A 23,059-nucleotide genomic window follows, 5' to 3' on the forward strand; every position below is an offset into this window, starting at 1 on the left:
TCTTTTTTTCCCAAAATCACGATTGAATAAACATTATTTTTGATGAAAAGCAATTTATGGAGAAACTTTTACCTCGATTTCTGGAATATGTTGTTGTGGATACACAAAGTGATCCCTATTCCAAAACCACCCCGAGTACAGAAAAACAGCTAAAGCTTGCCAAAAAATTGGTTTCAGAATTGCATCAAATTGGGATGCAGGAGGTTTCCATTGACCAAAATGGTTATATCATGGCCACCCTTCCGAGCAATACCGATAAAAAAGTACCCACGATAGGGTTTATCGCCCATATGGACACCACCCCTGATTTTACGGGTAAAAATGTAAAACCCAAAGTGATTAAGGATTATGATGGTGGAAACATTGTGCTTAATGAAAAGAAAAATATTGTTCTGTCCCCAGAAGAGTTTGAAGACCTGCTACAATACAAGGGACAGACTTTGATCACCACGGATGGCACTACCTTGTTGGGTGCAGATGACAAGGCTGGTGTTGCCGAAATTATCACAGCCATGGAGTATCTTTTGACCCATCCTGAGATAAAACATGGTAAAATACGGGTGGCCTTTACCCCTGATGAGGAAATAGGCAAGGGGGCCCATAAGTTTGATGTTGAGAAATTTGGTGCAGAGTGGGCCTACACCGTGGATGGAAGTCAGATAGGCGAATTGGAATATGAAAATTTCAATGCGGCCAGCGCTGCTATCAAAATCAAAGGAAAAAGTGTGCATCCAGGTTATGCCAAGGGCAAAATGGTGAACGCCATTGGTCTAGCCAATGAATTTCTCAGTCTGCTCCCGCCCCATGAAATTCCTGAGAAGACTTCGGGTATTGAAGGCTTTTTTCATGTTTATAAAATCACTGGTGATGTAGAGTCTGCCGAGATAGAGCTGATTGTAAGAGATCATGATTTGGAGCATTTTGAAGCAAGAAAAAACCTCCTTTCTGATATTGAGGACAAGCTCAACACAAAATATGGTGATTATGTTTCGTTGGTGATTGAAGAACAATACAGAAATATGCGCGAAAAGGTAGAGCCTGTTTTCCATATTGTTGAAATCGCCGAAGAGGCCATGGAATCCCTAGGTATTGAACCACTAATTAAGCCTATTCGAGGCGGTACTGATGGATCTCAACTAAGTTTTATGGGGCTTCCCTGTCCCAATATTTTCGCTGGAGGCCATAACTTTCATGGGAGATATGAGTACGTGCCTTTGCAAAGCATGGAAAAGGCAGTGCAAGTTATTGTAAAAATTTGCGAACTTACAGCAATTCAAATCAGGTGATATGAAAACCATAGAAAAGGTAAATGCCTATTTTGAAAAGGAGAGTCCCTTTAAGGAAGGTGTCCAACAATTACGAAAATTGGCGTTGCAAACCGAAGCCCAAGAACATTACAAATGGAATTTTCCGGTGTACACCATTAATGAAAAAAATGTATTTGGAATCTGTCGTTTTAAGGGTCATTTTGGCGTGTGGTTTTTTAACGGTGTTTTTCTAAGCGACCCCAAAAAGGTGTTGGAGAATGCCCAAGAAGGTAAAACCAAGGCCATGCGCCATTGGAAATTCACTGATAATGCCCAGATTGAGGAGGAAAGTATGCTGGCCTATTTGCAGGAAGCGATCGAGAACCAAAAAAAAGGGATGGAGGTCAAACCGGAGAAAAAAGGAGCGACCACTATTCCAGAACCTTTGAAAACTGAGTTAAGTAACAACCAACAGCTTAGGGAAGCTTTTGGTTCCCTAACTTCATACAAACAAAAGGAATACTCAGAATATATTGGGGAAGCCAAACAAGAGACTACAAAAGCCAAAAGACTACAAAAAATAGTTCCCCTAATCGAGCAAGGTATCGGTTTGAACGATGCTTACAGAAAAAAAAGCACCTAGTTTCCTAAGTGCTTTTCAAAACATAATTTGGTTTTGCTTTACTTTTTGGCCTCCGTGGTCAACTTTTTGCTCATTTCCATGGAAATGGCAGACCGGTCAAACTTTAATCTTCCGGCCATGGTTTCAATCACACAAGAAAAATCCTTGTCATTGAGTTCCACAACTTTACCATAAAGTCCACTTTTGGTGATAATGCGATCACCCTTTTTTAAAGCCGAAGCAAATTTTTTCTCATCTTTCTGACGTTTCATCTGTGGCCGGATCATAAAAAAATAAGCGACCGCAAAAATCAATATCAGAGGTAAAAACTGTCCTAAATTCTCCATTCAAAAAATTAATTCGTTTTAACTGGGCCTGCTACCTGGGCAGCATCTTTTGGATTAACAAAAGCTTTGATTCGAAGAATCTCGGAACCTTTTTCAGTATTTGCTGTTACGGTGATGGTCTTGGTCACCTGGTTTTGTCCAGAACCATTGAACTTCACCAAAAGATCACCTGTTTCACCGGGTGCAATAGGTGTGTTTTTTGGATACTCAGGTACCGTACAACCACAGCTGCTTTTTGCGTCGGTAATGATCAATGGAGCATTCCCTGTGTTGGTGAAGGTAAAACGTGTTTCTTGTGGAGTACCCTGGGCTATCGTTCCAAAATCATGTTCTGACTTTTGAAAACTCATCACTGGAAGGTTTTTTTGTGCTACATCCCTATCCGTTGCACTTTCTACATTTTCAGCAACGATTTTACTGGAGGCCTTGTCCTTGCAAGAAAAGCTTACCAAGGCAACGGCCAAAATCAAACCTAAAATTGTTGTTCCTCTTTTCATTCTTAAAATTTGTTTTTTCAAAAATAATCAATAAAAAATTATTGCAATCCCCTTCCTACTTTTTGCAATTGTCCACTTGCCTTGTATTCTTTGGCAAGTTTATCCAGCACGCCGTTGATAAAAATGCTGCTTTTGGGGGTGGAATATTCCTTGGCAATTTCCAAATATTCGTTAAGGGTAACTTTTTCTGGAATGGATGGGAAGTTAAGCAGTTCGCAGATTGCCATTTTTAAGATTATGGAATCTATTTCGGCGATTCGATCATTATCCCAATTGGGCGTTTTTGCTTCTATCTCTTTCTCCCATTTAGCATCATTCAATAGGGTTTTGGTCAAGAGTTGATTAGCATATTCCATGTCCTGCTCATCCTTCAGCAATCTTGGAAGAAAGAAACGGTCGTTGGCCTTACTGTCAAGCTTTTTCAACCTTTTAACCAGGTAGGTGTTGACAATGGGAAAATCATCGACCCAAGTCAACTTATCATCCTCAAAATACTCGTAAATCTTGTCATTGGGAGCAATCACATTTTTGAACAATTGAACGACCAATTGTTTGTCCTCATCGTAAGTGCTACCCTCTTTCGCCATGTAATCCTTATAATCCGAACTACTCACAATCTCCCTGTATAGGATTTTTATATAGTCCTCATTCAAATACCAATTGTTGAGCTTTCTTTTGGACAACTCACCGGTCAACAAGGCGTTTTTAGAAATTTGCAAGAGCACCTTGTTTTCAACAAACTTGGCGGGGTTGGGGTATTCTTCCTCGGAAGCCAAATACTTTTTTGACGCATGCTGCACATGTTTTTCTGCCAGCTTATGCAATTCAGCCAAGAGGCTGAGCATGAGCAAGTATAAGACATACATGTTATCAATGCTTACCTTAAGAAACTTCAACTGTTTGTCCAATGAATCATCTTTGGACTGAACCAATGCATAAATGCATTGCATAACTTTTACTCGGATATGCCTTCTGGTAAGCATTTTAAAAGAACATTAAAGTCATTAATTGGCTTTTACTGCGCAAAAGTAATCTTATATTTCAATCCCACCTACGCAAAGATTTTTTCTTATCAGTTTTATAACATTTCTTTTTTTTGCAATCCTCTATATTTGCGCAGCCGCTGTCGAATTTCAGATCTCAGGCACTACTTTTTATGAAGGAGTTAAAACACCTAAACAAATATTTCAGGAAGTACAAGTTCAAAATTCTGCTTGGGATCATCATCACGATAGTCGCACGCTTGTTTTCATTGGCGGTTCCCAATTATGTGAATGCCTCTATACAGGTCATTGAGAGTTACTTGGGGGAAAGCATTGAACTTTCTCAAGCAAAACAGACCCTTTTTCTGTACATTTTGATTATTGTCGGCACTGCCTTGCTTTCGGCACTATTTACATTTTTGATGCGTCAAACCATCATAAATGTCTCTCGATATATCGAGTATGACCTAAAGAATGAGGTCTTTGATCACTATCAAATACTCAATCTCAACTTCTATAAGAAAAACCGCATAGGTGACTTGATGAACCGAATCAGCGAAGATATCAACCAAGTACGAATGTATGCTGGACCGGTGATTATGTACGGTATGAACACCATAACCACTTTTGTTTGTGTTATTTCCATTATGTATATCAAGGCGCCTACATTGGCTACCTATACCTTGGTTCCGCTTCCAATTTTATCCGTACTCATTTATCAAATAAGCAAAATAATTCATCAAAGAAGTACAAAAGTTCAAGAGTTTTTGTCCACCCTTTCAACCTTTACCCAAGAATCTTTCTCTGGAGTTTCTGTCATCAAGGCATACGGTATTGAACCGAGGGCAAACCAAGAGTTGGAAGCCCTTGCTTTGGAAGGAAAGAATACCAGCATGGACCTGGCCAAGGTGAATGCCTGGTTTTTTCCTTTAATGATTCTTTTGATAGGCATTAGCAATATCATCGTTATTTATTTCGGTGGCAAACAGTATTTGAATGGCGAAATTGCGTCATTTGGACTCATAGCCGAATTCATTCTTTATGTCAACATGTTGACTTGGCCCGTGGCCATTGTAGGCTGGCTAACTTCTATTGTTCAAAGGGCTGAAGCTTCCCAAAAAAGAATCAATGAGTTCTTAAAGGTAGAACCCGCCATAAAGAATGAGGTTGCAACGGAAACTCCTATTCTGGGGAATATCGAATTCAAAAATGTGACCTTCACCTATGAGGACACCAACATTACAGCACTAAAAAGTGTTTCGTTTACCATAAATGCAGGTGAGACCATAGCCTTTTTGGGAAAAACGGGTTCTGGAAAATCAACCATTTTAGATTTGGTCGCGCGGCTATATAACGTTTCCGAGGGACAAGTCTTAATTGATGGTAGGCCTATCCAAGAACTGAACCTTAATAGCTTGAGGCAGGCCGTCGGTGCAGTGCCACAAGACGCATTTTTATTTTCAGACACTATTCAAAATAACATTCGCTTTGGAAATGAAAAGGCTTCCTTTGATGAAATTGTTGAAGTAGCCAAAAAAGCGGTGGTTCATGAAAACATCGAAGGTTTCACCAAAAAGTACGATACCATTTTGGGGGAACGGGGGATTACCTTAAGTGGCGGTCAAAAACAGAGAGTCTCCATTGCCCGAGCCCTTTTGAAGGACCCTAAAATTTATCTTTTTGATGATTGTTTATCGGCGGTCGATACTGAAACAGAAGAGGAAATCTTGAACAACCTTAAAAAGGTTTCTGAAGAAAAAACTACATTGATTGTAAGTCATCGAGTGTCTTCTGCAAAAAATGCCGACCGTATTATAATCCTTGAAGATGGGGAAATCCTGCAGGAGGGAACACATGAGCAATTGAACAGTATTGAAGGGTACTACAAAGAACTTTACCTGAATCAGCTCTCGGAGAAAGACTAGCGAAAAGTTGCTGAATTAGCATTTTTTTTACATTTTTGGTAGAATAATTCAGCATTTCACTAAACACACACCTAAGACCCTATGAGCGAGAAAGAAATAATGGATCAGGAAGAAATTCACTCCAAAGTCCTACGCGCAGGAAGAAGAACCTACTTTTTTGATGTTAGAAGTACCAAAGCTGGAGATTATTATTTGACAATAACTGAAAGTAAGAAGTTCACTCACGATGATGGTTCTTTCCATTACAAAAAACATAAGATTTATTTGTACAAGGAAGATTTCACCGCATTCCGAGATATTATGGAGGAAATGATGGACTACATCATTGACGAGAAAGGACTTGAAGTAATCTCTGAAAGACATCAAAAAGACTTTAAAAAGGAAGAACCACCTAAGTTTAGCGAAAATGGTTCTACTACGGAAAATTTTACAGATGTTGACTTTGATGACATCTAGTTCAGATCATTAAAAAAACCATAAAACGACCTGTTATCCGCAGGTCGTTTTTTATTTTTAGCATTGACTAATTCAAAACGAAATCAATGAAACCATTGTACTTGCTGATTGCTGTGCTTTCCATTTTTGGAGTTTCAGCCCAAAACGTCTCCTTGGAGTATTACTTACCTGACAATGTCACTTACGATTCCAATATTCCCAAACCAGTAGATATTATTGGTCATGAGGTGGGCGAATGGCACGTTACCCATGACAAGTTGATTTTCTACATGCAAGAACTTGCCAGGGTCAGTGATAGAATTAGCATTGAAAACAGGGGAAAGACCTTTGAGGGAAGGCCTATACTGTTGCTCACCGTTACCACTCCCCAAAACCATCAAAGAATTGAGACTATTCGTCAGCAACATATCTCCATGACCGAAGGAGACGCCGGTGTGGACACCTCCCAAATGCCCATTGTGGTCTACCAAGGTTTTTCCATACACGGAAACGAGGCAAGTGGCGCAAATGCCTCCTTGGCCTATGCTTACTATTTGGCGGCAGCCGAAGGTGCTGAAATAGAATCTATGCTGAGCAATATGGTCATTCTTTTGGATCCCAGTTTTAATCCTGATGGTCTTCAGCGTTTTGCTTATTGGGCCAATGTGCATCGTAGCCAAAATTTAAATCCCGATACCAATGAAAGGGAATACCATGAAGTTTGGCCTGGAGGACGTACCAATCATTACTGGTTCGATATGAACCGTGATTGGTTACCGGTCCAGTTACCGGAAAGCCGGGCACGAATAGAATCTTTTCACAAATGGTTGCCCAATATTTTGACCGACCACCATGAAATGGGCACCAACTCCACGTTTTTCTTCCAGCCGGGAGAACCTTCACGAGTTCACCCTTTGACACCGAAAATCAACCAAGAACTTACCAAAGAAATTGGAACCTATCATGCGAAGGCATTGGATAAAATTGGTTCGTTATATTATTCGGAAGAGCGGTACGATGATTATTACTACGGCAAAGGTTCCACTTTCCCCGATGTCAACGGAAGTATTGGTATCCTTTTCGAGCAGGGAAGTTCCCGAGGCCATATTCAGGAGAGCGAAAATGGGATTCTTACCTTTCCCTTTACGGTTCGAAACCAGTTCACCACAGCACTCTCGACCATTGAAGCCGCCAAGAACATGAGAACCAAAATTTTGGACTACCAAAAACAATATTATGCTGATTTAAGAAATGAGGCAGTTAGAAATAAGTCAAAAGCGATTATTTTCGGAGATAGCAAGGATGCGGCTAGAGCTTGGCACTTGGCGGAAATTTTGCATCGCCATAAGATAAAATTCCATGAGTTGGCCTCTGATGTGACCATAGGCGGCAAGACGTACAAAAAGGGACACGGTTATATTGTGCCCCTGAACCAAAAAAATCCAAGATTGATCAATGCCATGTTCGAAAAGCGTACCACCTTTAAGGACAGTCTATTTTATGATGTATCGGCATGGACCTTCCCTCTATCCTTTAATTTGGATTATGCCAATTTGAATACATTGACCAACGCGGGTGCAGCAATCACTGAAATGCCCACCCTATCAGGTGGTGTGGACAAACGCAGCAACTATGCCTATCTATTTGAGTGGCACGAGTACTATACCCCGAGAATTTTGAACAAAATTTTGGAAAAGGGCCTTCGCGCAAAAACAGCAAGAACCCCATTTTCCCTAGAGGGAAAGGAATACGACTACGGTACTATCATGGTTCCTGTGCAAAATCAGAAATTGGATTCTGGAGAACTGTACAGCTTTCTAAATGATGTGGCTAAAGAAAGTAAGGTGCAAGTAACCGGGGTTTCAACAGGATTGACCCAAGGTATTGATTTGGGAAGTAATGATTTTGAGCCCATTAAAAAACAAAAGGTGGCCATTTTGGTTGGGGATGGTATTCGATCCTATGACGCTGGTGAAATCTGGCACTTGTTCGATACGCGATACGATATGAAAATCACCAAAATTGATACCCGTTATTTTGATGATGTGGATTTATCCAAATACACAGATCTTATTGTTCCCAGTGGATGGAATGGCGATATTTTGAATAAGGAGGAAAGTGAAAAAATCAAAACATGGGTCAAAAACGGCGGTACTGTTATCGGATTCAGAAATGCGGCCAATTGGTTCAACAAAAATGAAATGTTGAAGTTGAAAATGCGAAAAGACACTTTGGTCGCCAAGAATATTCCCTTTGACCAAAAGAGCAATTTCAACGGAGCGCAGGTCACTGGTGGTGCCATATTCGAGGCCAAATTGGACCGCTCCCATCCGGTAAGCTATGGATACAAAAATGACAGGGTGTCCCTCTTCCGAAACACCAATATTTACTTAGAGCCGGAAAAGGACAGTTACAACAACCCGATTCAATACACGAATAATCCTTTGCAAAGCGGTTACATTTCTGAGGAAAATGCGGAACTCATCAAAAACACTGTTCCTTTTAAGGTAAAACGTATGGGCAAAGGCAGGGTGGTTCTGTTTACCGATAACACCAATTTTAGGGCGTTTTGGTATGGCACGAACAAGTTGATGATGAATGTGATTTTTTTCGGGGATATTATGTAGAACACAAAAGTTGATTTCCTATGGCAAGAACACCAAGCAACATGTTGGCATTGGGCACCCAGGCCCCTGATTTCTCTCTCCCAGATACGATTTCAGATAAAATGGTGTCGCTCTCATCAGCAAAAGGAGATAAAGGCACGGTTGTGATGTTCATTTGCAACCACTGCCCTTTTGTAATCCATGTGAACCCGGAGATTTCTAAATTGGGGAGGGAGTATCAATCCCAAGGTATCGGGTTCATTACCATTTCGAGCAACGATGTCGATAATTATCCACAGGATGCCCCACATCTTATGAAACAAAAAGCCATTGAAGAAGGTTATAGCTTCCCGTATTTGTACGATGAAACACAGGAAGTTGCCAAAGCGTATGACGCCGCCTGCACCCCAGATTTCTATTTGTTCGACGCAGATCTAAAACTCGTTTATCGTGGGCAGTTGGACGATTCCCGTCCAGGCAACGGAGTTCCCCTCACGGGCACAGATTTAAGAAATGCCATGGAGGCGCTTCTAAGTGATAAGAATATAGATGCCCATCAAAAGCCAAGCATTGGGTGTAATATCAAATGGAAATAGGGTAAATACAAAAGTGAGCCATGAAAGTAAGTCCAGAGCAAGCACTTAAAACCTTAGCGGGTCAAGAATCCCCCTTCATCCATTTATTCGAACATGGCACCCTTCTTTTGGAAATCTATAAGCCGGACAAGGTAGACTTCCAGCAACCACATACTCGAGACGAGGTTTATATTGTTATTTCTGGTACAGGCGAATTCTTAAATGGTACTGAACGGGTAAACTTTAGTGCTGGGGATTTTTTGTTTGTCCCGGCAGGTGTTGAGCATCGTTTTGAAAATTTTACCGATGATTTTGCCACCTGGGTACTTTTTTACGGCCCCGAAGGTGGAGAAAAACCTTAATTCTTGTGCAAGTACATCTAGAATCAGTCACTTCAGATTCGGTAGATATCTATATTAAAGTGGGGGAAAAATCTTACCGCCAACATTATCTTCACCTTTGGCCAAATGAAGATCCCACCAATTATATTTCGACAAGTTTTACCAGAGATGTTGTGAGCGAGGAACTCAAAGATTCAAATATGGAGAATTTTTTGGTGAAAACAGATGAAGATATCGTTGGTATCCTTAAACTGATATGGGATAAAGCATTGGATGAATACAGTGCAGAAAAATCTTTGCTGGTGGAAAAAGTGTATCTCTTAAATGAATATTCGGGTAAAGGTTATGGGGCACAACTTTTTGACCTAATCGAAGTTTATGCTAAAAAACTAGGCAAAACCCTAATTTGGTTGGATACCATGCAAAAGGGAGCCCAATTGAACTTTTACCAAAAAAATGGTTACGAAATTAAGAGGGCCTCCCTACTCACACTGCCTGGAGCAAAAGAAGAAGAAAGACCCATGTGGATCATGACCAAGAAAATTTAGGTCACCAACCCTTCCGTTTGATCAAATTTTCAATATGCGCAAAATGATGGCTTCCATGCCAAGCATAACGCCCTACATTTTCTGCCAAGGTGCTTTGTGAGTTATCCTCAGGATGCCGAAACGTTCTTTGCAGTTCCTCCGTTGAAAGTCCTTTAAGCAAATGCACCAATTTAGCGTGTACCGCCTTTAAATGATCCAGTGACATTTGAATGGGTGCTGTTTTTGCATCGAATAGCTTGGACCATTCCTTTTCCAGATATGGTTTGATCAACGGATTGTCTTCGGTCAACGCCCATTTAAAGCGGATATAGCTGTGGTGATGGCTATCCGAAATATGGTGAACCAACTGCCTAACGGTCCATCCTTCAGGCCGGTAAGGAGTTTCCAATTGCCCTTCAGAAAGCGGGGTTACCATGGCCTCCAGGCGGCTGGGCAAATGCTCTAAAATGTCTATCCATTCCGTTAGATGGTTTTCTGTAATGGGTTCGGGAATCTCATATTTCCCAATGGGATAGCGTAGTTGTTCCAAGTCTTGTGTTTCCATATTCTAAAAGTACTAAAGTTGGTGTGAATCCAACACATGGAGATGATGCCAATCATTGTTTTTGCGCAAAGTTTAATAGACTTTTAACTCCCTTAAATTATTTGGGGATGATGATCCACTAACTTTGTGAAAGACATTTTGTTTCAATCTAAAAAAACAATACATATGGCAACGATTCGATTAGGAGATACCGCTCCGGATTTCACGGCAGAAACCTCCCAAGGAACCTTAAATTTTTATGACTATTTAGGTGATGGATGGGGTATTCTTTTTTCCCATCCCGCTGATTTTACCCCTGTGTGCACAACAGAGCTGGGCACTGCAGCCAAGTTCAAGGATGAGTTCGATAAGCGCAACGTAAAAATGATTGCGTTGAGCGTTGACGGAGCCGCATCACATAACGAATGGATCAAGGATATCAACGAAACACAAAACACCCAGGTCAACTTTCCTATTATCGCGGATGAGGACCGAAAAGTTTCCGACCTATATGATATGATTCATCCGAATGCCGATGATACGTTAACGGTTCGTTCGGTCTTCATTATTGCTCCTGATAAAACGGTGAAATTGATTTTGACTTATCCCGCTTCCACTGGGCGTAATTTTTACGAGTTGCTTCGGGTAATCGATTCGTTGCAATTGACCGCATACCATAAAGTGGCGACCCCAGCGAATTGGGAACACGGTGAAAAGGTAGTAGTTAGCCCTTCCATTCCGACCGATGAAGCAAAAGAAATGTTCGCGGGAGGTGTTGAGGAAATCAAGCCTTACTTACGTTTGACACCTGACCCCACAGCATAAGTGCAAACTCCTTGGGTTGAACGATTTTGTCCACACCCAAGGAGCTTTTGACCATTCCTTGTTCTATAAGAACATTCCTCCAGAAACCTCTATACGTTGGCCCGTGATCCAGGCCGCATCGTCTGTGGCCAAGAAACTTACTACACCTCCAACATCTTCGGACTCTCCTATTCGTCCAAGAGCGGTCATTTGAGAAATAAATCCAGAAAGTTGTTGGTTTTGGGCAAAAGCTTCGCGATTCACATCGGTGTTCATGGCCCCTGGCGCCACCACATTTACTGTGATTTTGTTGCCTCCCAATTCTTTCGCCAAGTACTTGGTAAAGGTCTCCACAGCGCTTTTGGCCGCGGCATAGGCGGCATGCCCCGGAATACTAAAACGGGTCAGACCTGTGGAAATATTAATGATTCGTCCTCCCTCGGGAATCAATTCCAACGCTTTTTGGGTGAGAAAGAATACCCCTTTGTATTGAACATTGGTGACCAAATCGAAGGTCGCTTCATCCATTTGTGCAACCAATGATTGTGGAATAATCCCTGCATTATTTACCAAAATGTCCAATTGGGTTTTGCCAAATGCAGTTTCCATTTCTGATTTAAGGGTCTCAAAGAAACCGTTGAAAGTGTCAATTTTGCCAGTGTCCAACTGCAAAGCAATGGCCTTTTGACCCAAAGACTCAACCTTTTGAACAGTTTCCTGAGCAGCGGATGCATTGGACTGATAGGTAATGATCACATCCGCTCCTTTTTCAGCTAAGCGAAGGGCCATATCCTTTCCTAAACCTCTACTGCTTCCTGTTACCAATGCTAATTTTTCTAATAAAGTTTTCATAGTATGATGTTTTTAAGATTATTAAATAAGAACACCACAAAGATGAAAACAGGACATGCGTGAATAAAGGCACATTTTTTAGAATGTAGGGTAGATTTTTTGGAACCGTCTTCAGTCTAGGTTTTTTAGTCTCTCTTCGCCTTACGAAATGCACCTGGAGTGACGCCTTCGTACTTCTTGAAAAATTTGGAAAAATGAGTTGCCTCATGGAAGCCCAGGGTATACGCTATTTCCTTGATAGAATCTCTTGTGTTTGAAAGCAAAGCTTTGGCTTCAGAACAAATTTTACCTTGTATCCACTGATTCGCTGTACGGCTGGTCTTTGTTTTGATGACCGTACTGAAATAACTTGGATTAAGATGTTGGGCTTCAGCAAAATCCTGAACCTGTGGAATGGTCTTGGAAACACTTTTATCCGCTACCAAGTTTCTGAACTTGGACTCAAGGTCTTTCTTAAATTGGTTTACAATTTCCGAATCCCTATCATAGGCTTGCTTAAAGTCCGCATCACCCAAAAGATATTCCTTCACCTTCAACAGAAAAACCATAAAAAGCGAACTTATGATTTTGTGTTTTAGGATAGATCCATTTTTTTGTTCGCTCAAAATCTGCTCCGCAAGATTGTGTAATTCGGAAAATCGGGTTTCTTCCAAATGGCAGGGGGGCACAATTTCGGTCAGTAAAAAAGAAAAATCGTCAAACACTTTTTCATGTATGTTCTCTTTTAAGTACGCCTCTGAAACCGTAATCAAAAAACCATGGGTTACTTCAGAAATATCAAAGGACTTTAGATGGCCAGGGTTTGTAAAGTATAGGGTTCGGTCTCTTGTGGAAAATACGTGATTGTCGATGGAATACTTTGTACTTCCTTTTTTCACCAACACAAAAGAGTAGTAATTTGCCCTGAAAGTAGGTGACTTTGTTGGCTTTGGATGGACAAGCTCAAGCCTATGAATCGTAAACTCGGAATCTTGGTCCAAAGTTTTTCCTACTTCTTCGTTTCTGAAGAGTTCAGATAATTGATTATAGGATTTTACGCTCATCTTTAAATCTACAAAATAAGCCCATTTGCACACCAATCCTAAGCATGAACATAAGTAAATGAGTGATTTTCAGTGTTTTTTTTAACATTTTGGACGAAAAGAAGCTTTTCCAAAGAAATTAAACGTACCTTCGCGGCTCATTAATTTTTTTAGTTTTTATTATGAGTAAAGGAACAGTAAAATTCTTCAACGATTCAAAAGGCTACGGCTTCATCACTGAAGAAGGTTCAAACACAGATCACTTCGTACACATTTCCGGCTTAGTTGACGAAATTAGAGAAGGTGACGTTGTAGAATTCGAACTACAACAAGGTAAAAAAGGATTGAACGCCGTTAACGTACAAGTTATAGATTAAGGTAACAGTATACTTTTTTATACAACACCCAGGCTTTTAGTCTGGGTTTTTTATTGCTTTTTGTTTAGGCCTAACGCAACCAAATCGTTTTTTTCTATCTAAAACTTGAACAAACGCAGTACCCCTTAACCATCAAATAAACACTATCATGAACACATTTTTTGTGGTTCTTTTGGTCTTATTGGCCATTAACCTCTTACTCTTGCTTCTGAGCATTAACCAGGCAAAAAAGTAATTTTGTTGCCTTACATCTGGACAAATCATTGTAAATAAGGCAATATAGTAGGGTTTATCTCCGTTGAGTTGTTATTGGATAAAGCAGTTCATCCTTTTACAACAAAACACAGAACCGATGCAAACTTTTTTCATGGTCCTTCTTTTTTTACTAGCCCTCAACGCTTGCTTGTTGTTGGTCAGTGTAAATCGGTCCAAATAAAAAAGCTTCCCAGTGGGAAGCCTTTTCTTTATTTAGAGTCTTTCGTTGACTATTTCACATTCATTAATTCCACATCAAAAATCAGGGTGGCATCGGGTGGAATCACACCACCGGCACCAGCACTACCGTAAGCTAAATGCGACGGAATAACCAAACGGGCCTTATCTCCTACCTTCAATAAAGAAATTCCTTCGTCCCATCCCGGGATGACCTGACCTACACCCAACGTAAAGTCAATAGGCTGGTTTCTGCTGTAGGATGAATCAAAGACCTGACCGTTTGATAAACTACCTTCATAATGAACGGAAACGGTCTTCCCTTTTTCAGCTTGTGTACCATTCCCTTTTTGAATTAATTGATATCGAAGTCCGCTTTCCGTTTTCTCAAAACCTGCGGCCAATTCTTCAAGTTCTGCTTCGGCTCTAGCTTTGGCTTCCGCTATTCGCTTTTCACGAGCGCCCTCAAAATTGCGAAAGGCTTCAATGGCATTCCAACTTTCAGCTTCTGTCCCAACACGAACAATTTCCAAAGTGTCAATACTATCACCCTGTGCAATGGCGTCTACTACCTCTTGACCGTGTTCAACATTTCCAAAAACGGTGTGTTTGTCATCCAGCCAAGGGGTTGGGCCGTGCGTGATGAAAAATTGGCTGCCATTGGTCCCAGGTCCGGCATTCGCCATGGAAAGTACCCCTGGAGCATCATGGCGAAGCTCTGGGTGGAATTCGTCATCAAATTTATATCCTGGGTCACCTGTGCCTGTTCCCTGGGGACAACCCCCTTGAATCATGAAATCGGCAATCACTCTGTGGAATTTTAATCCATCATAGTAAGGTTTACCTTGTGGTTTGGCAGAATTCTCCATATTGCCTTCAGCCAAAGCCACAAAATTTCCAACGGTTCCTGGAGTTTTGTCATGGGTAAGTTTTACAACGATTTCCCCTTTACTGGTATTGAACTTTGCGTAAATTCCCTCTTGCATACTATTGATTATCAGATTATTTATTCTTGTTTAAAAAGAAGGTGCAAAGTTACGGGTTTTTGAGAGTTGTCATGGAAGAAACTGAGCTTTTTTGGCCGATACGAAAGAGGATGGCAGGCATGCGGATGGGTCTGCCCATCTTTAAGTTTGCAATGGAATCGAAGAGGTTTAAAGTTTTGTGAAATTCCAACCAATCTTCTCTAATCACAAAAAAATTGATATCTTTGTGTTGTATATACAACTATTTATGAAGTATAAATTTCAAGATTGCATCGGGTCAAGATTGAGAAGCGCCTCCAGAAAAATTGATGCTATTTACCGACAGCATTTAAGTCACTCTGGAGTTACAGCCAATCAATTAAGTATTATGATGGCTCTGTATAAAACAGGTGAAACCGAGCAGAATGAAATTGCTCGTTTTTTAAATCTTGAAAAATCCTCTTTAAGCAGAAATCTGGTTCGTTTACTTGATTCGAACTATGTAAAAAAGCATGGTCCTGTGAATAGACCCATTATCAGTCTTACCAAACAAGGGAAACGAAAAGTGGATGACCTAGCACCACATTGGGAAAAAGCTATGGATAAGATTCACAAGGTGTTGAACGTACAGGTATTGAATGCCTTTCAGCAATTTGAAGAAAGTATAACAGAATTATAAAATTTTCACTTTAAGTTGTATATGCAACTCAAATTAACAATCGATAATACATAAACAATGAACATCTTAATGGACATCGAAAAACCTAAGGCTGACGTATGGTTTGCTTCAGGGCAAACGCTTCCCTACCAAAAAAATCATGGTCAAATTCTATCCCATTCTACAGAAAACCACTTGGATAATGGTGTATTGCACATTTGGAACAAGGTAGTAGGAGACTCACAACCTAATGAAGAAAGCCAATGGACTACCATGATGCCGGGCTTTCCCGACGGAGCCTTTGGCTGGGCGGGTACAGAACCATTTCTAAGTCAGCTGGATACTGACCCTAGGTTATATGTTGAGTACATAGGTATGGGCGCCTCTGACAAACCTCACAATTATGACTATAGCATTAGGGAACGTGCCGATTTGGTCGAAGCGCTATGGCGTTACCACAAAGTCAAGCAAACCGTTTTGGTAACCTTCGACTTTTCCTCTCTAACCGCCCTAGAGCTTTTGAGCCGGCAAATTGATAGACAGGGCCATGGACTTGAAGTCGAAACCAAAATCACCAAAGTTTTGTTCATCAATGGCGGACTGTTTGCGGATTCGCACTCTCATCCAATCATGACGACCCCATTGCTAAAAACCCCTTTTGGCAGGATGGGGGCAAAAATGGCCCAATATTCCAGATTCGCATTCAATTTGATGATGAAAGACCTCTGGTCCAAAGAATACGGAGTCACAAAGGAAGAGCTATCAGAATTTCATACTGCAATTGGTAAAAACAAGGGGACTGTTTTTATGAGTGACGCTGCCGGTTTTGTTGACGAACACCAACACAATGCTGAACGGTGGGATTTAAAACGAATTTTTAAGGAAACCTATCCCGATATAAAATATATGGTAGCAGGTAGTGAAAAGGATCAATTTGAACCCAAACAGGTTATCAAAGCTCAATACGAACTTGAACCACTGGGACTTCGTGTAAAAATGTTTCCTGGTGGGCATATGACCACTTCCGAACATCCCAATCTCATTGCCGAGACCATAACATCGTTCAAATCTACTTAAAGGTATGTTGCAGTGAAAACCTCTGAAAGTGTCTCCATGTTGATTGTGGCCGATAGGGGTAGTTCTTCTTATTAAATTAGGCTACCCCTTGATTTTTGGCGTTGGAACTGGACCGTATTTATCCATCAGATAAACCAAGCTTGCCATGGTGGCGGCCCCCAGCTCCAGTTCTCTTTTGTTGACATGTTCGAAAGTATCGTTCTCGGCATGATGATGGTCAAAATAACGTTGGGAATCAGGTCGAAGTCCCGCCAAAACTATATTGTCATCCTTTAGTGGGCCAATATCGGCTCCGCCCCCACCTTTTACAAACATGTGAATCAAATAGGGTTCAAAAAGCTTTTTCCAACTTAAAACTTGCTCAAAATTCTCCTCGGAACAGTCAAAAGAAAAGCCTCTAGGGGTGAATCCCCCGGCATCACTTTCCAAGGCAAAAACATGCTTTTCGTTCCTTTGGCGGGCCATTTCAGCATACTTATTCCCACCTCGAAGGCCATTTTCCTCATTCATGAACAAAACAACCCGCAATGTACGCTGCGGTTTGTATCCTGTCTCCCAAAGTAATCGGAGTACATCCATACTTTGCACGCAGCCGGCACCATCATCATGGGAACCGTCACCCAAATCCCAAGAATCCAAATGTCCCCCGACAACCATAATCTCATTGGGATAGGTTGAACCACGAATCTCACCTACAACATTATAGGATTGAACATCCTCCAGTTGCTTACAGTTTTGTTTGAAATAGAACTTTATTTCTGGATTTAAGGCCAAGGTAGTGCTCAAGAGCTCAGCACCTTTGGTGCTGATGGCCGCCGCTGGAATTCGATTGTTTACTGGCGTGTCTCCATAGCTCATAGATCCTGTGTGCGGGAGATTGTCCAACCTAAGATTCATCGAGCGTACAATAACTCCTGCCGCACCGAATTTACCTGCTTCCGCGGCACCTGAATATCTTTGGTCGACACAACCGGAGTAAGCAGAGAAGGTGCTGATCTGCGTAGGATCCATGGGGCGGTTGTAGAATACTATTTTTCCTTCTATTTTTTCTTTGCCCAGTTTCTCCAAATCCTCTATTCCTTTTACCTCTATCACATTGGCTTTTATTCCTACATCTGGAGTGGCCACCGAACCTCCAAGTGCGCAGATAGGAACATTGGTAGTAAGTCCAGGCTTTGTTTCGATGTAAGCAAACTCGGGAGTGCCCCTAACCCATTTCGGAACCATTACAGGTTGCAGCCAAACTCTATCCAAGCCCAACGAATCCAACTGGTTTCGGGTGTACTCAACAGCTTGTTGGGCTTGTACCGAACCAGAAAGTCTACCGCCTATTTGATTGGACAAATAGTTTAACCAGTCATAGGCCTTGCCATTGGTCAACGCCATATCGTAAATAGCCTTTATTTGTTTTTCATCCTCGGATTGGGAAAAGGTGATGGAGGAGGTCACAAATAGGGCAAGAAGTAAAAACTTTTTCATTCGCTTTCTTTTTCCAGTTGTTGTTTGAAAACTTCTAAATTAGCTTTTATTTCATCGTCCAACTCCGGTTCCTCGATATCTTTGTATTTTTTTAACGCCTCTAGAAGTATGGAAGCCACAATTACCCTGGCACCTCTTTTATTATCGGCGGGAACCACATACCAAGGTGCATGGGGTTTGGAAGTTTTACCAATGGCCTCTTCATAGCATTCCACGTATTTGTCCCATAGCTTTCGTTCCTTGAGGTCGCTTGGCGAAAATTTCCAGTTCTTTTGTTTGAGTCGTAAACGTCGTAATAAACGCTGTCTTTGTTCTTCTTTGGACAAATGAAGGAAAAACTTAAAGATTATGGTTCCGTTTTCAACGAGATGTCTTTCAAAATCATTGATCTGGCGGTATCTTTTTTCCCAAAATGCCTCATCAACATCCGATAAGGTATCAATGCCGGGGATGTTTTCAGATAGGATATATTGGGGATGGACTTTAGTCACCAAAACGTTTTCGTAGTGGGTGCGATTAAAAACACTGAATTTGCCCCGTGCAGGCAAGGCAATGTAGTGTCTCCACAGATAGTCGTGTTTCAACTCAAGTTCTGTGGGCACTTTAAAACTATGCACTACTACACCTCTAGCGTTAAAATCCTTGAAAACTTCCCGTATCAAACTATCCTTGCCCGAGGTATCCATACCCTGTAGGCATACCAGAACCCCATACTTTCCATGGGCATACAGGGTATCTTGGAATTTTCCCAGTTTTTCCCGAATATCTTCCAGTAATTTCTTTAAATCCTTTTCAGAAGTGCCAAAATCTTCCAAAGTCGCTAAATCAGCCAATTTTAACGGATTGTCGACCTTATAGGTTTCACCTTTGATTTTTTCCATGGGAATGAATATAATGCTTTTTGATGTCTCGCCCAATCTGGTTCAAAACGACATTTTACCGATGTTTTTAATGATTTGGTAGTATTCGCCCGTTTTTTATCGATTTTATTCTACTTCAGGACACTATTAAAGTAACTTAGTAAGGAAATCTCGGCGCAAAGTCCCAAATCTAGCGTTATGCGATCAAGAAAGACTGTTCTTGTCATCATCTTTATACTTGGCCTAATTGGCTTATGGCTGCTTTCCTCCGCGGGCTTACCTAATGCCTGTGAGTATGCCAATTCCAACTTGGAATACATCAAAAAGCAAACTGAATCTGCGATTACTTCGGAAGATTTTGAATTGTCCAAATATTATGCTTACAAGGCCATCAACAGTATTGAAAAAACCCGGTCTAACTTCGAGGATTGTGGATGCTACGAAGCCATAGAAAGTTTGGACCATACCCTTACCTCACTCATAGAGGCAACACGGGCAGAATCCTTAAAATCGTCGAAAAAATCATTGAACAAAGCTCTTGAAAATACCATGATCGGTATTACTGAACTTAAATTATACGGTCCCGGCCCTAGCATTTCAGGCCAGTACCGCGATGATATGTTGGTAATGAATACTAAAGAAGTGCTCGATTCACAAGGTGGCATTATCAATCCGAAAAAGGTGGATATGAAACAAGAGGTGCACAATACTTTGATAAAATTCGAGACCTCCATAGCGAATATTGTAAGTAGTGTAGATTGTGCGGAGGCAAAACGTTTTATTCAAGCCACTTTCGACAACGCAAATGTTGCACTATTGAATACCGAATTGACCGTACGAAAGAAGATTTACCATCAGCGGGTAAAGACCATTACCAAAAGGGCTCTTTTGGAGTTGAGCGATTGTCAGTAAAGGGCTATTTACTAGCAAAAAGTTTTACGTCTTCCTCGGTCACTTCCGTTCCACCCAAAATGATGAGACGTTCAATAACGTTTCGTAGCTCACGAACATTTCCGGTCCAGTCGTATCCTTTTAGCAATTCCACTGCTTTTTTGGAAAATTCTTTCACCCCCGTTCCTTGTTCTTCAGCGATTTTCGTTGAAAAATGCTCAATAAGCATAGGGATATCATCTCGACGGTCATTCAATGAGGGGACTTTGATCAAAATTACCGCAAGTCTATGATAAAGGTCTTCCCGAAACCTTCCTTCCGAAATTTCTTTTTTAAGGTCCTTATTGGTTGCGGCCAGTACCCTAACGTCGACTTTTATATCTTTATCCGTTCCCACCCTGGAAATCTTATTTTCTTGTAACGCCCTTAACACCTTGGCCTGTGCTGACAGGCTCATATCCCCAATTTCATCAAGAAAAATAGTGCCCTTGTTGGCTGCCTCAAACTTTCCTGCCCTGTCTTTGACCGCTGAGGTAAATGCCCCTTTTACATGCCCAAAAAGTTCGCTCTCAATAAGTTCAGAAGGAATTGCAGCACAGTTAACTTCGATAAAGGGCGCTCCCGATCGCTGACTTTTTTCGTGTAGCCAGTGGGCAACCAATTCCTTTCCGGTGCCGTTGGGCCCGGTGATAAGCACTCGCGCATCGGTAGGAGCCACCTTTTCTATCATCTCCTTGATCACCTCCATTTCCTTGCTATCCCCAACCATTTCATAGGTTTTGGAGACCTTTTTCTTCAGTATTTTATTTTCCACAACCAACTCCTTGCGATCGAGGGCGTTCCGTACAGTGGTTAGTAAGCGATTCAAATCTGGAGGTTTGGAGATGTAATCAAAGGCCCCTAACCTCATGGTGTTAACCGCTGTATCCAAGTCTCCATGTCCCGATATCATAATGAAGGGCACCTCAGGTTTTACCTGTTTTGCAGCCTCCAACACTTCAACCCCATCCATTTTGGGCATTTTAATATCACATAGAACCAAATCAAAGTCTTCTTTTTTTATGGCTTCCATACCCTTCAGGCCATTTTCTGCCTCATATACCTCATAGGTATCGCTTTCTTCACTCAATATTTTTATCAAGACGCGCCTAATGGCCGATTCATCTTCTATTACAAGAATTTTGGACATAATTTTTTATTTAAAAGATTCCAATCTTGAAACCAGTTCGAATATAAAGATTTGCTTCATCATTCAACAGAAAAACATCGCCTCGACGATTGTTTCTCAACTTTCCTTCCTGTTCTATTGACCTACCCACCAAAGCATAGAATGCCATACGTTTTGACACATTGTACTGATATCCCAATGCTCCCACCAAAGCTGAAAGGGAAATTTTGGAGCCAAGCTGCCCATCAGGAAGAAGAATATCGTTTTGTACATTGATGAAATACCCATCCAATAAGAGTGTGGTCTCCAGAGTATGCTTTTTTGCCAAATGAAATTTAAAATTGGACCGAGGGATTCCCAAGGTATAGGACCATTTTGGATGAAACCTTTTATAATAACTAACCAATGGTAAGGGTATCGGAAGTCCCGTGGTACTGTTATAGCTTAGCCCTAACACCAATCGAAAGGGCTTGTCCGCATCCGGCTTTTCCTTCCAGAAGGTTGCCGTAGCATTAAAGAAGAAGTCTTCTCCCATTACCCCATTGGTAAAGTTAGAGGCAAGCCGGGGGGTAACTATGCCAATAAAATTCCAATTCTCATTCCATTTGGTGATGAAGCCTAAATTGAAATCAACAACGTGAAATCGTATCAATTCACTTTCGTCAAAAGGAAAATCTTGGGAATAGCCCACATCAAAACGATTGTACTCAAAACCGGTGACCAAATAATCCTTTTTTTTATTGAGTTTAAGGGGGAGGTTGAACAAAAGCCGATATCGTTGGGTCTTTATTCCTGTATCGTTTTCAGGAATGTTCAAATACTCAATCCTAAAAACGTCGGAACTCTGGGCGAAAAGAAATTGGTCGTTGAAAAATCCCAATAGTAATAGGGTTATCCAAAGAGCTCTATTAAAAAATCTACGGTTTATTACTTTGAGGTTTTAGATTCTGAAATATATGGACATCCCGCTGAGGGAATGGGATTGTAATGTTATTTTCTTTGAATTTAGTGTTTATGGCATAACGGATATCACTCTTTATCTTAAGGTCACCAAAACTGTCCTTAATAAAAAAATGTACCGAAAACAATAGAGCAGAATCACCAAAATCCCGAAACAGCACAAAAGGTTTGGGTTCTTTTAGCACTTGTCTTTGTTCGCTTGCGGCTTCCTCCAATATTTTGGTTACTAATTCCACGTCACTGCCATAGGCCACTCCCACTTGTACATTTTCTCGGGTAGTGCTATGGTTTTGGGTATGGTTGAATACGGTATCACTAATGAACTTGTGGTTGGGGATAACCATGACCTTATCATCACGGGTCAATGCACGGGTAGTCCTTAACTTAATTTCAAAAACTTTACAAACCCTTCCTTCAATGTTCACCACATCCCCTACCTGGAGTGATTTGTCCAGAATAATAAATATGCCTCCTAAAATATCCTTGAAAAGCTCCTGCAGGGCCAATCCAAGACCAACAAATAGTGCAGCGGAAGCGGTAATGAGCAATGTGATATTGATACCTGCAGCACTCAAGGTGATGAGGACCACCGCCAAATAGATCACATAATTAATAAACTTGAAGACACTGGAAAACCTTCGCTTATCTTCCTGGTCCATCTTACGGGTAAAAAGACTTCGCAGCCATTTCATTATGACTTTGGTCACCACGATGGAGAATATCAATAGGAGTAAAAGACCAATGGTCAGGTGGATGGATTTTTCACCTTCACCCAAATGGATTCCAAGGTTCAAAAAATCCTTGATAGAGCCCCAAATGTCTTCTTGAATAATTTCTTTTATTTCTTCAGTTCCCTCTTGCATGA

25 protein-coding genes are annotated in these 23,059 nt (G+C 41.1%); 13 read left to right on the forward strand and 12 right to left on the reverse strand.

Annotation, left to right across the window (positions count from 1 at the left end):
* The first annotated feature begins 56 nt into the window (after positions 1-56).
* Entirely contained in the window at positions 57-1,286 is a 1,230-nt protein-coding gene (gene pepT, locus EW142_RS06350) for a peptidase T (protein ID WP_130611263.1), read from the forward strand.
* 1 nt (position 1,287) lies between these two features.
* Positions 1,288-1,890, forward strand: a complete 603-nt coding sequence (locus EW142_RS06355) for a YdeI/OmpD-associated family protein (RefSeq protein WP_130611266.1) — start codon at positions 1,288-1,290, stop codon at positions 1,888-1,890.
* A gap of 38 nt (positions 1,891-1,928) precedes the next feature.
* Here the strand turns inward: EW142_RS06355 and yajC are convergent, their stop codons facing one another.
* Genes yajC through nusB form a run of 3 tightly spaced genes read right to left on the reverse strand, consistent with a single transcriptional unit; the run spans position 1,929 to position 3,696 of the window.
* Positions 1,929-2,216, reverse strand: a complete 288-nt coding sequence (gene yajC / locus EW142_RS06360) for a preprotein translocase subunit YajC (RefSeq protein ID WP_130611269.1) — start codon at positions 2,214-2,216, stop codon at positions 1,929-1,931.
* Positions 2,217-2,224: 8 nt separating this feature from the next.
* A complete protein-coding gene (locus tag EW142_RS06365) occupies positions 2,225-2,713 on the reverse strand; it encodes a DUF1573 domain-containing protein (RefSeq protein ID WP_130611272.1) in 489 nt (162 codons plus the stop codon).
* Between the two features lie 38 nt (positions 2,714-2,751).
* Positions 2,752-3,696, reverse strand: a complete 945-nt coding sequence (gene nusB / locus EW142_RS06370; protein ID WP_130611275.1) for a transcription antitermination factor NusB — start codon at positions 3,694-3,696, stop codon at positions 2,752-2,754.
* Between the two features lie 173 nt (positions 3,697-3,869).
* Here nusB and EW142_RS06375 point away from each other — a divergent pair, with 173 nt between their 5' ends.
* The 6 genes from EW142_RS06375 to EW142_RS06400 all read left to right on the forward strand — a co-directional run bounded on the left by EW142_RS06375 (position 3,870) and on the right by EW142_RS06400 (position 10,126).
* On the forward strand, positions 3,870-5,621 hold the full coding sequence (locus EW142_RS06375) for an ABC transporter ATP-binding protein (protein ID WP_130611278.1): 1,752 nt from the start codon (positions 3,870-3,872) through the stop codon (positions 5,619-5,621).
* An 81-nt stretch (positions 5,622-5,702) separates the two neighbouring features.
* Positions 5,703-6,077: a PUR family DNA/RNA-binding protein gene (locus EW142_RS06380; protein WP_130611281.1), complete on the forward strand. Its 375-nt coding sequence runs from the start codon at positions 5,703-5,705 to the stop codon at positions 6,075-6,077.
* An 86-nt stretch (positions 6,078-6,163) separates the two neighbouring features.
* Positions 6,164-8,683, forward strand: coding sequence for a M14 family zinc carboxypeptidase (locus tag EW142_RS06385; protein ID WP_130611284.1), 2,520 nt, complete (start codon positions 6,164-6,166; stop codon positions 8,681-8,683).
* A gap of 20 nt (positions 8,684-8,703) precedes the next feature.
* Complete coding sequence (locus EW142_RS06390; RefSeq protein WP_130611287.1) at positions 8,704-9,258, forward strand: thioredoxin family protein; 555 nt, start codon at positions 8,704-8,706, stop codon at positions 9,256-9,258.
* 20 nt (positions 9,259-9,278) lie between these two features.
* Entirely contained in the window at positions 9,279-9,599 is a 321-nt protein-coding gene (locus EW142_RS06395; RefSeq protein ID WP_130611290.1) for a cupin domain-containing protein, read from the forward strand.
* 5 nt (positions 9,600-9,604) lie between these two features.
* The gene (locus EW142_RS06400) at positions 9,605-10,126 is read left to right on the forward strand and encodes a GNAT family N-acetyltransferase (protein ID WP_165395225.1); all 522 of its coding nucleotides are present in this window, start codon (positions 9,605-9,607) and stop codon (positions 10,124-10,126) included.
* Position 10,127: 1 nt separating this feature from the next.
* Here EW142_RS06400 and EW142_RS06405 read toward each other — a convergent pair whose 3' ends face one another.
* A complete protein-coding gene (locus EW142_RS06405) occupies positions 10,128-10,670 on the reverse strand; it encodes a YfiT family bacillithiol transferase (RefSeq protein WP_130611296.1) in 543 nt (180 codons plus the stop codon).
* A 165-nt stretch (positions 10,671-10,835) separates the two neighbouring features.
* Between EW142_RS06405 and EW142_RS06410 the strand changes: the two genes are divergently transcribed.
* A complete protein-coding gene (locus EW142_RS06410; RefSeq protein ID WP_130611299.1) occupies positions 10,836-11,474 on the forward strand; it encodes a peroxiredoxin in 639 nt (212 codons plus the stop codon).
* A gap of 63 nt (positions 11,475-11,537) precedes the next feature.
* Here the strand turns inward: EW142_RS06410 and EW142_RS06415 are convergent, their stop codons facing one another.
* Both EW142_RS06415 and EW142_RS06420 read right to left on the reverse strand, forming a co-directional pair.
* Positions 11,538-12,305 (reverse strand): SDR family oxidoreductase, encoded by a 768-nt coding sequence (locus EW142_RS06415; protein WP_130611302.1) that lies wholly within the window; start codon positions 12,303-12,305, stop codon positions 11,538-11,540.
* A gap of 125 nt (positions 12,306-12,430) precedes the next feature.
* Positions 12,431-13,348 carry a helix-turn-helix domain-containing protein gene (locus tag EW142_RS06420; RefSeq protein ID WP_130611305.1) on the reverse strand — a complete coding sequence of 306 codons (918 nt, stop codon included), beginning with the start codon at positions 13,346-13,348 and terminating at the stop codon, positions 12,431-12,433.
* A 161-nt stretch (positions 13,349-13,509) separates the two neighbouring features.
* Between EW142_RS06420 and EW142_RS06425 the strand changes: the two genes are divergently transcribed.
* Entirely contained in the window at positions 13,510-13,704 is a 195-nt protein-coding gene (locus EW142_RS06425; RefSeq protein ID WP_130611308.1) for a cold-shock protein, read from the forward strand.
* Between the two features lie 485 nt (positions 13,705-14,189).
* Here the strand turns inward: EW142_RS06425 and EW142_RS06430 are convergent, their stop codons facing one another.
* Positions 14,190-15,122: a peptidylprolyl isomerase gene (locus tag EW142_RS06430; protein ID WP_130611311.1), complete on the reverse strand. Its 933-nt coding sequence runs from the start codon at positions 15,120-15,122 to the stop codon at positions 14,190-14,192.
* Between the two features lie 247 nt (positions 15,123-15,369).
* Between EW142_RS06430 and EW142_RS06435 the strand changes: the two genes are divergently transcribed.
* A complete protein-coding gene (locus EW142_RS06435) occupies positions 15,370-15,780 on the forward strand; it encodes a MarR family winged helix-turn-helix transcriptional regulator (protein ID WP_130611314.1) in 411 nt (136 codons plus the stop codon).
* A gap of 57 nt (positions 15,781-15,837) precedes the next feature.
* A complete protein-coding gene (locus EW142_RS06440) occupies positions 15,838-16,836 on the forward strand; it encodes an alpha/beta hydrolase (protein ID WP_130611317.1) in 999 nt (332 codons plus the stop codon).
* Between the two features lie 81 nt (positions 16,837-16,917).
* On the opposite strand, the gene EW142_RS06445 is transcribed toward EW142_RS06440, so the two are convergent.
* On the reverse strand, positions 16,918-18,315 hold the full coding sequence (locus tag EW142_RS06445; RefSeq protein ID WP_130611320.1) for a M28 family peptidase: 1,398 nt from the start codon (positions 18,313-18,315) through the stop codon (positions 16,918-16,920).
* The gene (locus EW142_RS06450; RefSeq protein ID WP_130611323.1) at positions 18,312-19,196 is read right to left on the reverse strand and encodes a PPK2 family polyphosphate kinase; all 885 of its coding nucleotides are present in this window, start codon (positions 19,194-19,196) and stop codon (positions 18,312-18,314) included. Before EW142_RS06450 ends, EW142_RS06445 begins: the two co-directional genes overlap by 4 nt.
* Before the next feature lie 177 nt (positions 19,197-19,373).
* Here EW142_RS06450 and EW142_RS06455 point away from each other — a divergent pair, with 177 nt between their 5' ends.
* Positions 19,374-20,087, forward strand: a complete 714-nt coding sequence (locus EW142_RS06455) for a hypothetical protein (protein WP_130611325.1) — start codon at positions 19,374-19,376, stop codon at positions 20,085-20,087.
* A gap of 4 nt (positions 20,088-20,091) precedes the next feature.
* Here the strand turns inward: EW142_RS06455 and EW142_RS06460 are convergent, their stop codons facing one another.
* Genes EW142_RS06460 through EW142_RS06470 form a run of 3 tightly spaced genes read right to left on the reverse strand, consistent with a single transcriptional unit; the run spans position 20,092 to position 23,057 of the window.
* Positions 20,092-21,255: a sigma-54-dependent transcriptional regulator gene (locus EW142_RS06460; protein ID WP_130611328.1), complete on the reverse strand. Its 1,164-nt coding sequence runs from the start codon at positions 21,253-21,255 to the stop codon at positions 20,092-20,094.
* Between the two features lie 10 nt (positions 21,256-21,265).
* Complete coding sequence (locus EW142_RS06465; protein WP_240740169.1) at positions 21,266-22,114, reverse strand: DUF6268 family outer membrane beta-barrel protein; 849 nt, start codon at positions 22,112-22,114, stop codon at positions 21,266-21,268.
* Positions 22,115-22,151: 37 nt separating this feature from the next.
* Positions 22,152-23,057, reverse strand: coding sequence for a mechanosensitive ion channel family protein (locus EW142_RS06470; protein ID WP_130611334.1), 906 nt, complete (start codon positions 23,055-23,057; stop codon positions 22,152-22,154).
* Positions 23,058-23,059: the final 2 nt, after the last annotated feature.

It is taken from the genome of Flagellimonas allohymeniacidonis, assembly GCF_004296335.1.
Taxonomy (GTDB): domain Bacteria; phylum Bacteroidota; class Bacteroidia; order Flavobacteriales; family Flavobacteriaceae; genus Flagellimonas; species Flagellimonas allohymeniacidonis.

Bases quoted from the DNA above. Each gene is read 5' to 3' on its own strand.
- pepT (WP_130611263.1), top strand. From the start codon at position 57: ATGGAGAAACTTTTACCTCGATTTCTGGAATATGTTGTTGTGGATACA.
- EW142_RS06355 (WP_130611266.1), top strand. From the start codon at position 1,288: ATGAAAACCATAGAAAAGGTAAATGCCTATTTTGAAAAGGAGAGTCCC.
- yajC (WP_130611269.1), bottom strand. From the start codon at position 2,216: ATGGAGAATTTAGGACAGTTTTTACCTCTGATATTGATTTTTGCGGTC.
- EW142_RS06365 (WP_130611272.1), bottom strand. From the start codon at position 2,713: ATGAAAAGAGGAACAACAATTTTAGGTTTGATTTTGGCCGTTGCCTTG.
- nusB (WP_130611275.1), bottom strand. From the start codon at position 3,696: ATGCTTACCAGAAGGCATATCCGAGTAAAAGTTATGCAATGCATTTAT.
- EW142_RS06375 (WP_130611278.1), top strand. From the start codon at position 3,870: ATGAAGGAGTTAAAACACCTAAACAAATATTTCAGGAAGTACAAGTTC.
- EW142_RS06380 (WP_130611281.1), top strand. From the start codon at position 5,703: ATGAGCGAGAAAGAAATAATGGATCAGGAAGAAATTCACTCCAAAGTC.
- EW142_RS06385 (WP_130611284.1), top strand. From the start codon at position 6,164: ATGAAACCATTGTACTTGCTGATTGCTGTGCTTTCCATTTTTGGAGTT.
- EW142_RS06390 (WP_130611287.1), top strand. From the start codon at position 8,704: ATGGCAAGAACACCAAGCAACATGTTGGCATTGGGCACCCAGGCCCCT.
- EW142_RS06395 (WP_130611290.1), top strand. From the start codon at position 9,279: ATGAAAGTAAGTCCAGAGCAAGCACTTAAAACCTTAGCGGGTCAAGAA.
- EW142_RS06405 (WP_130611296.1), bottom strand. From the start codon at position 10,670: ATGGAAACACAAGACTTGGAACAACTACGCTATCCCATTGGGAAATAT.
- EW142_RS06410 (WP_130611299.1), top strand. From the start codon at position 10,836: ATGGCAACGATTCGATTAGGAGATACCGCTCCGGATTTCACGGCAGAA.
- EW142_RS06415 (WP_130611302.1), bottom strand. From the start codon at position 12,305: ATGAAAACTTTATTAGAAAAATTAGCATTGGTAACAGGAAGCAGTAGA.
- EW142_RS06420 (WP_130611305.1), bottom strand. From the start codon at position 13,348: ATGAGCGTAAAATCCTATAATCAATTATCTGAACTCTTCAGAAACGAA.
- EW142_RS06425 (WP_130611308.1), top strand. From the start codon at position 13,510: ATGAGTAAAGGAACAGTAAAATTCTTCAACGATTCAAAAGGCTACGGC.
- EW142_RS06430 (WP_130611311.1), bottom strand. From the start codon at position 15,122: ATGCAAGAGGGAATTTACGCAAAGTTCAATACCAGTAAAGGGGAAATC.
- EW142_RS06435 (WP_130611314.1), top strand. From the start codon at position 15,370: ATGAAGTATAAATTTCAAGATTGCATCGGGTCAAGATTGAGAAGCGCC.
- EW142_RS06440 (WP_130611317.1), top strand. From the start codon at position 15,838: ATGAACATCTTAATGGACATCGAAAAACCTAAGGCTGACGTATGGTTT.
- EW142_RS06445 (WP_130611320.1), bottom strand. From the start codon at position 18,315: ATGAAAAAGTTTTTACTTCTTGCCCTATTTGTGACCTCCTCCATCACC.
- EW142_RS06450 (WP_130611323.1), bottom strand. From the start codon at position 19,196: ATGGAAAAAATCAAAGGTGAAACCTATAAGGTCGACAATCCGTTAAAA.
- EW142_RS06455 (WP_130611325.1), top strand. From the start codon at position 19,374: ATGCGATCAAGAAAGACTGTTCTTGTCATCATCTTTATACTTGGCCTA.
- EW142_RS06460 (WP_130611328.1), bottom strand. From the start codon at position 21,255: ATGTCCAAAATTCTTGTAATAGAAGATGAATCGGCCATTAGGCGCGTC.
- EW142_RS06470 (WP_130611334.1), bottom strand. From the start codon at position 23,057: ATGCAAGAGGGAACTGAAGAAATAAAAGAAATTATTCAAGAAGACATT.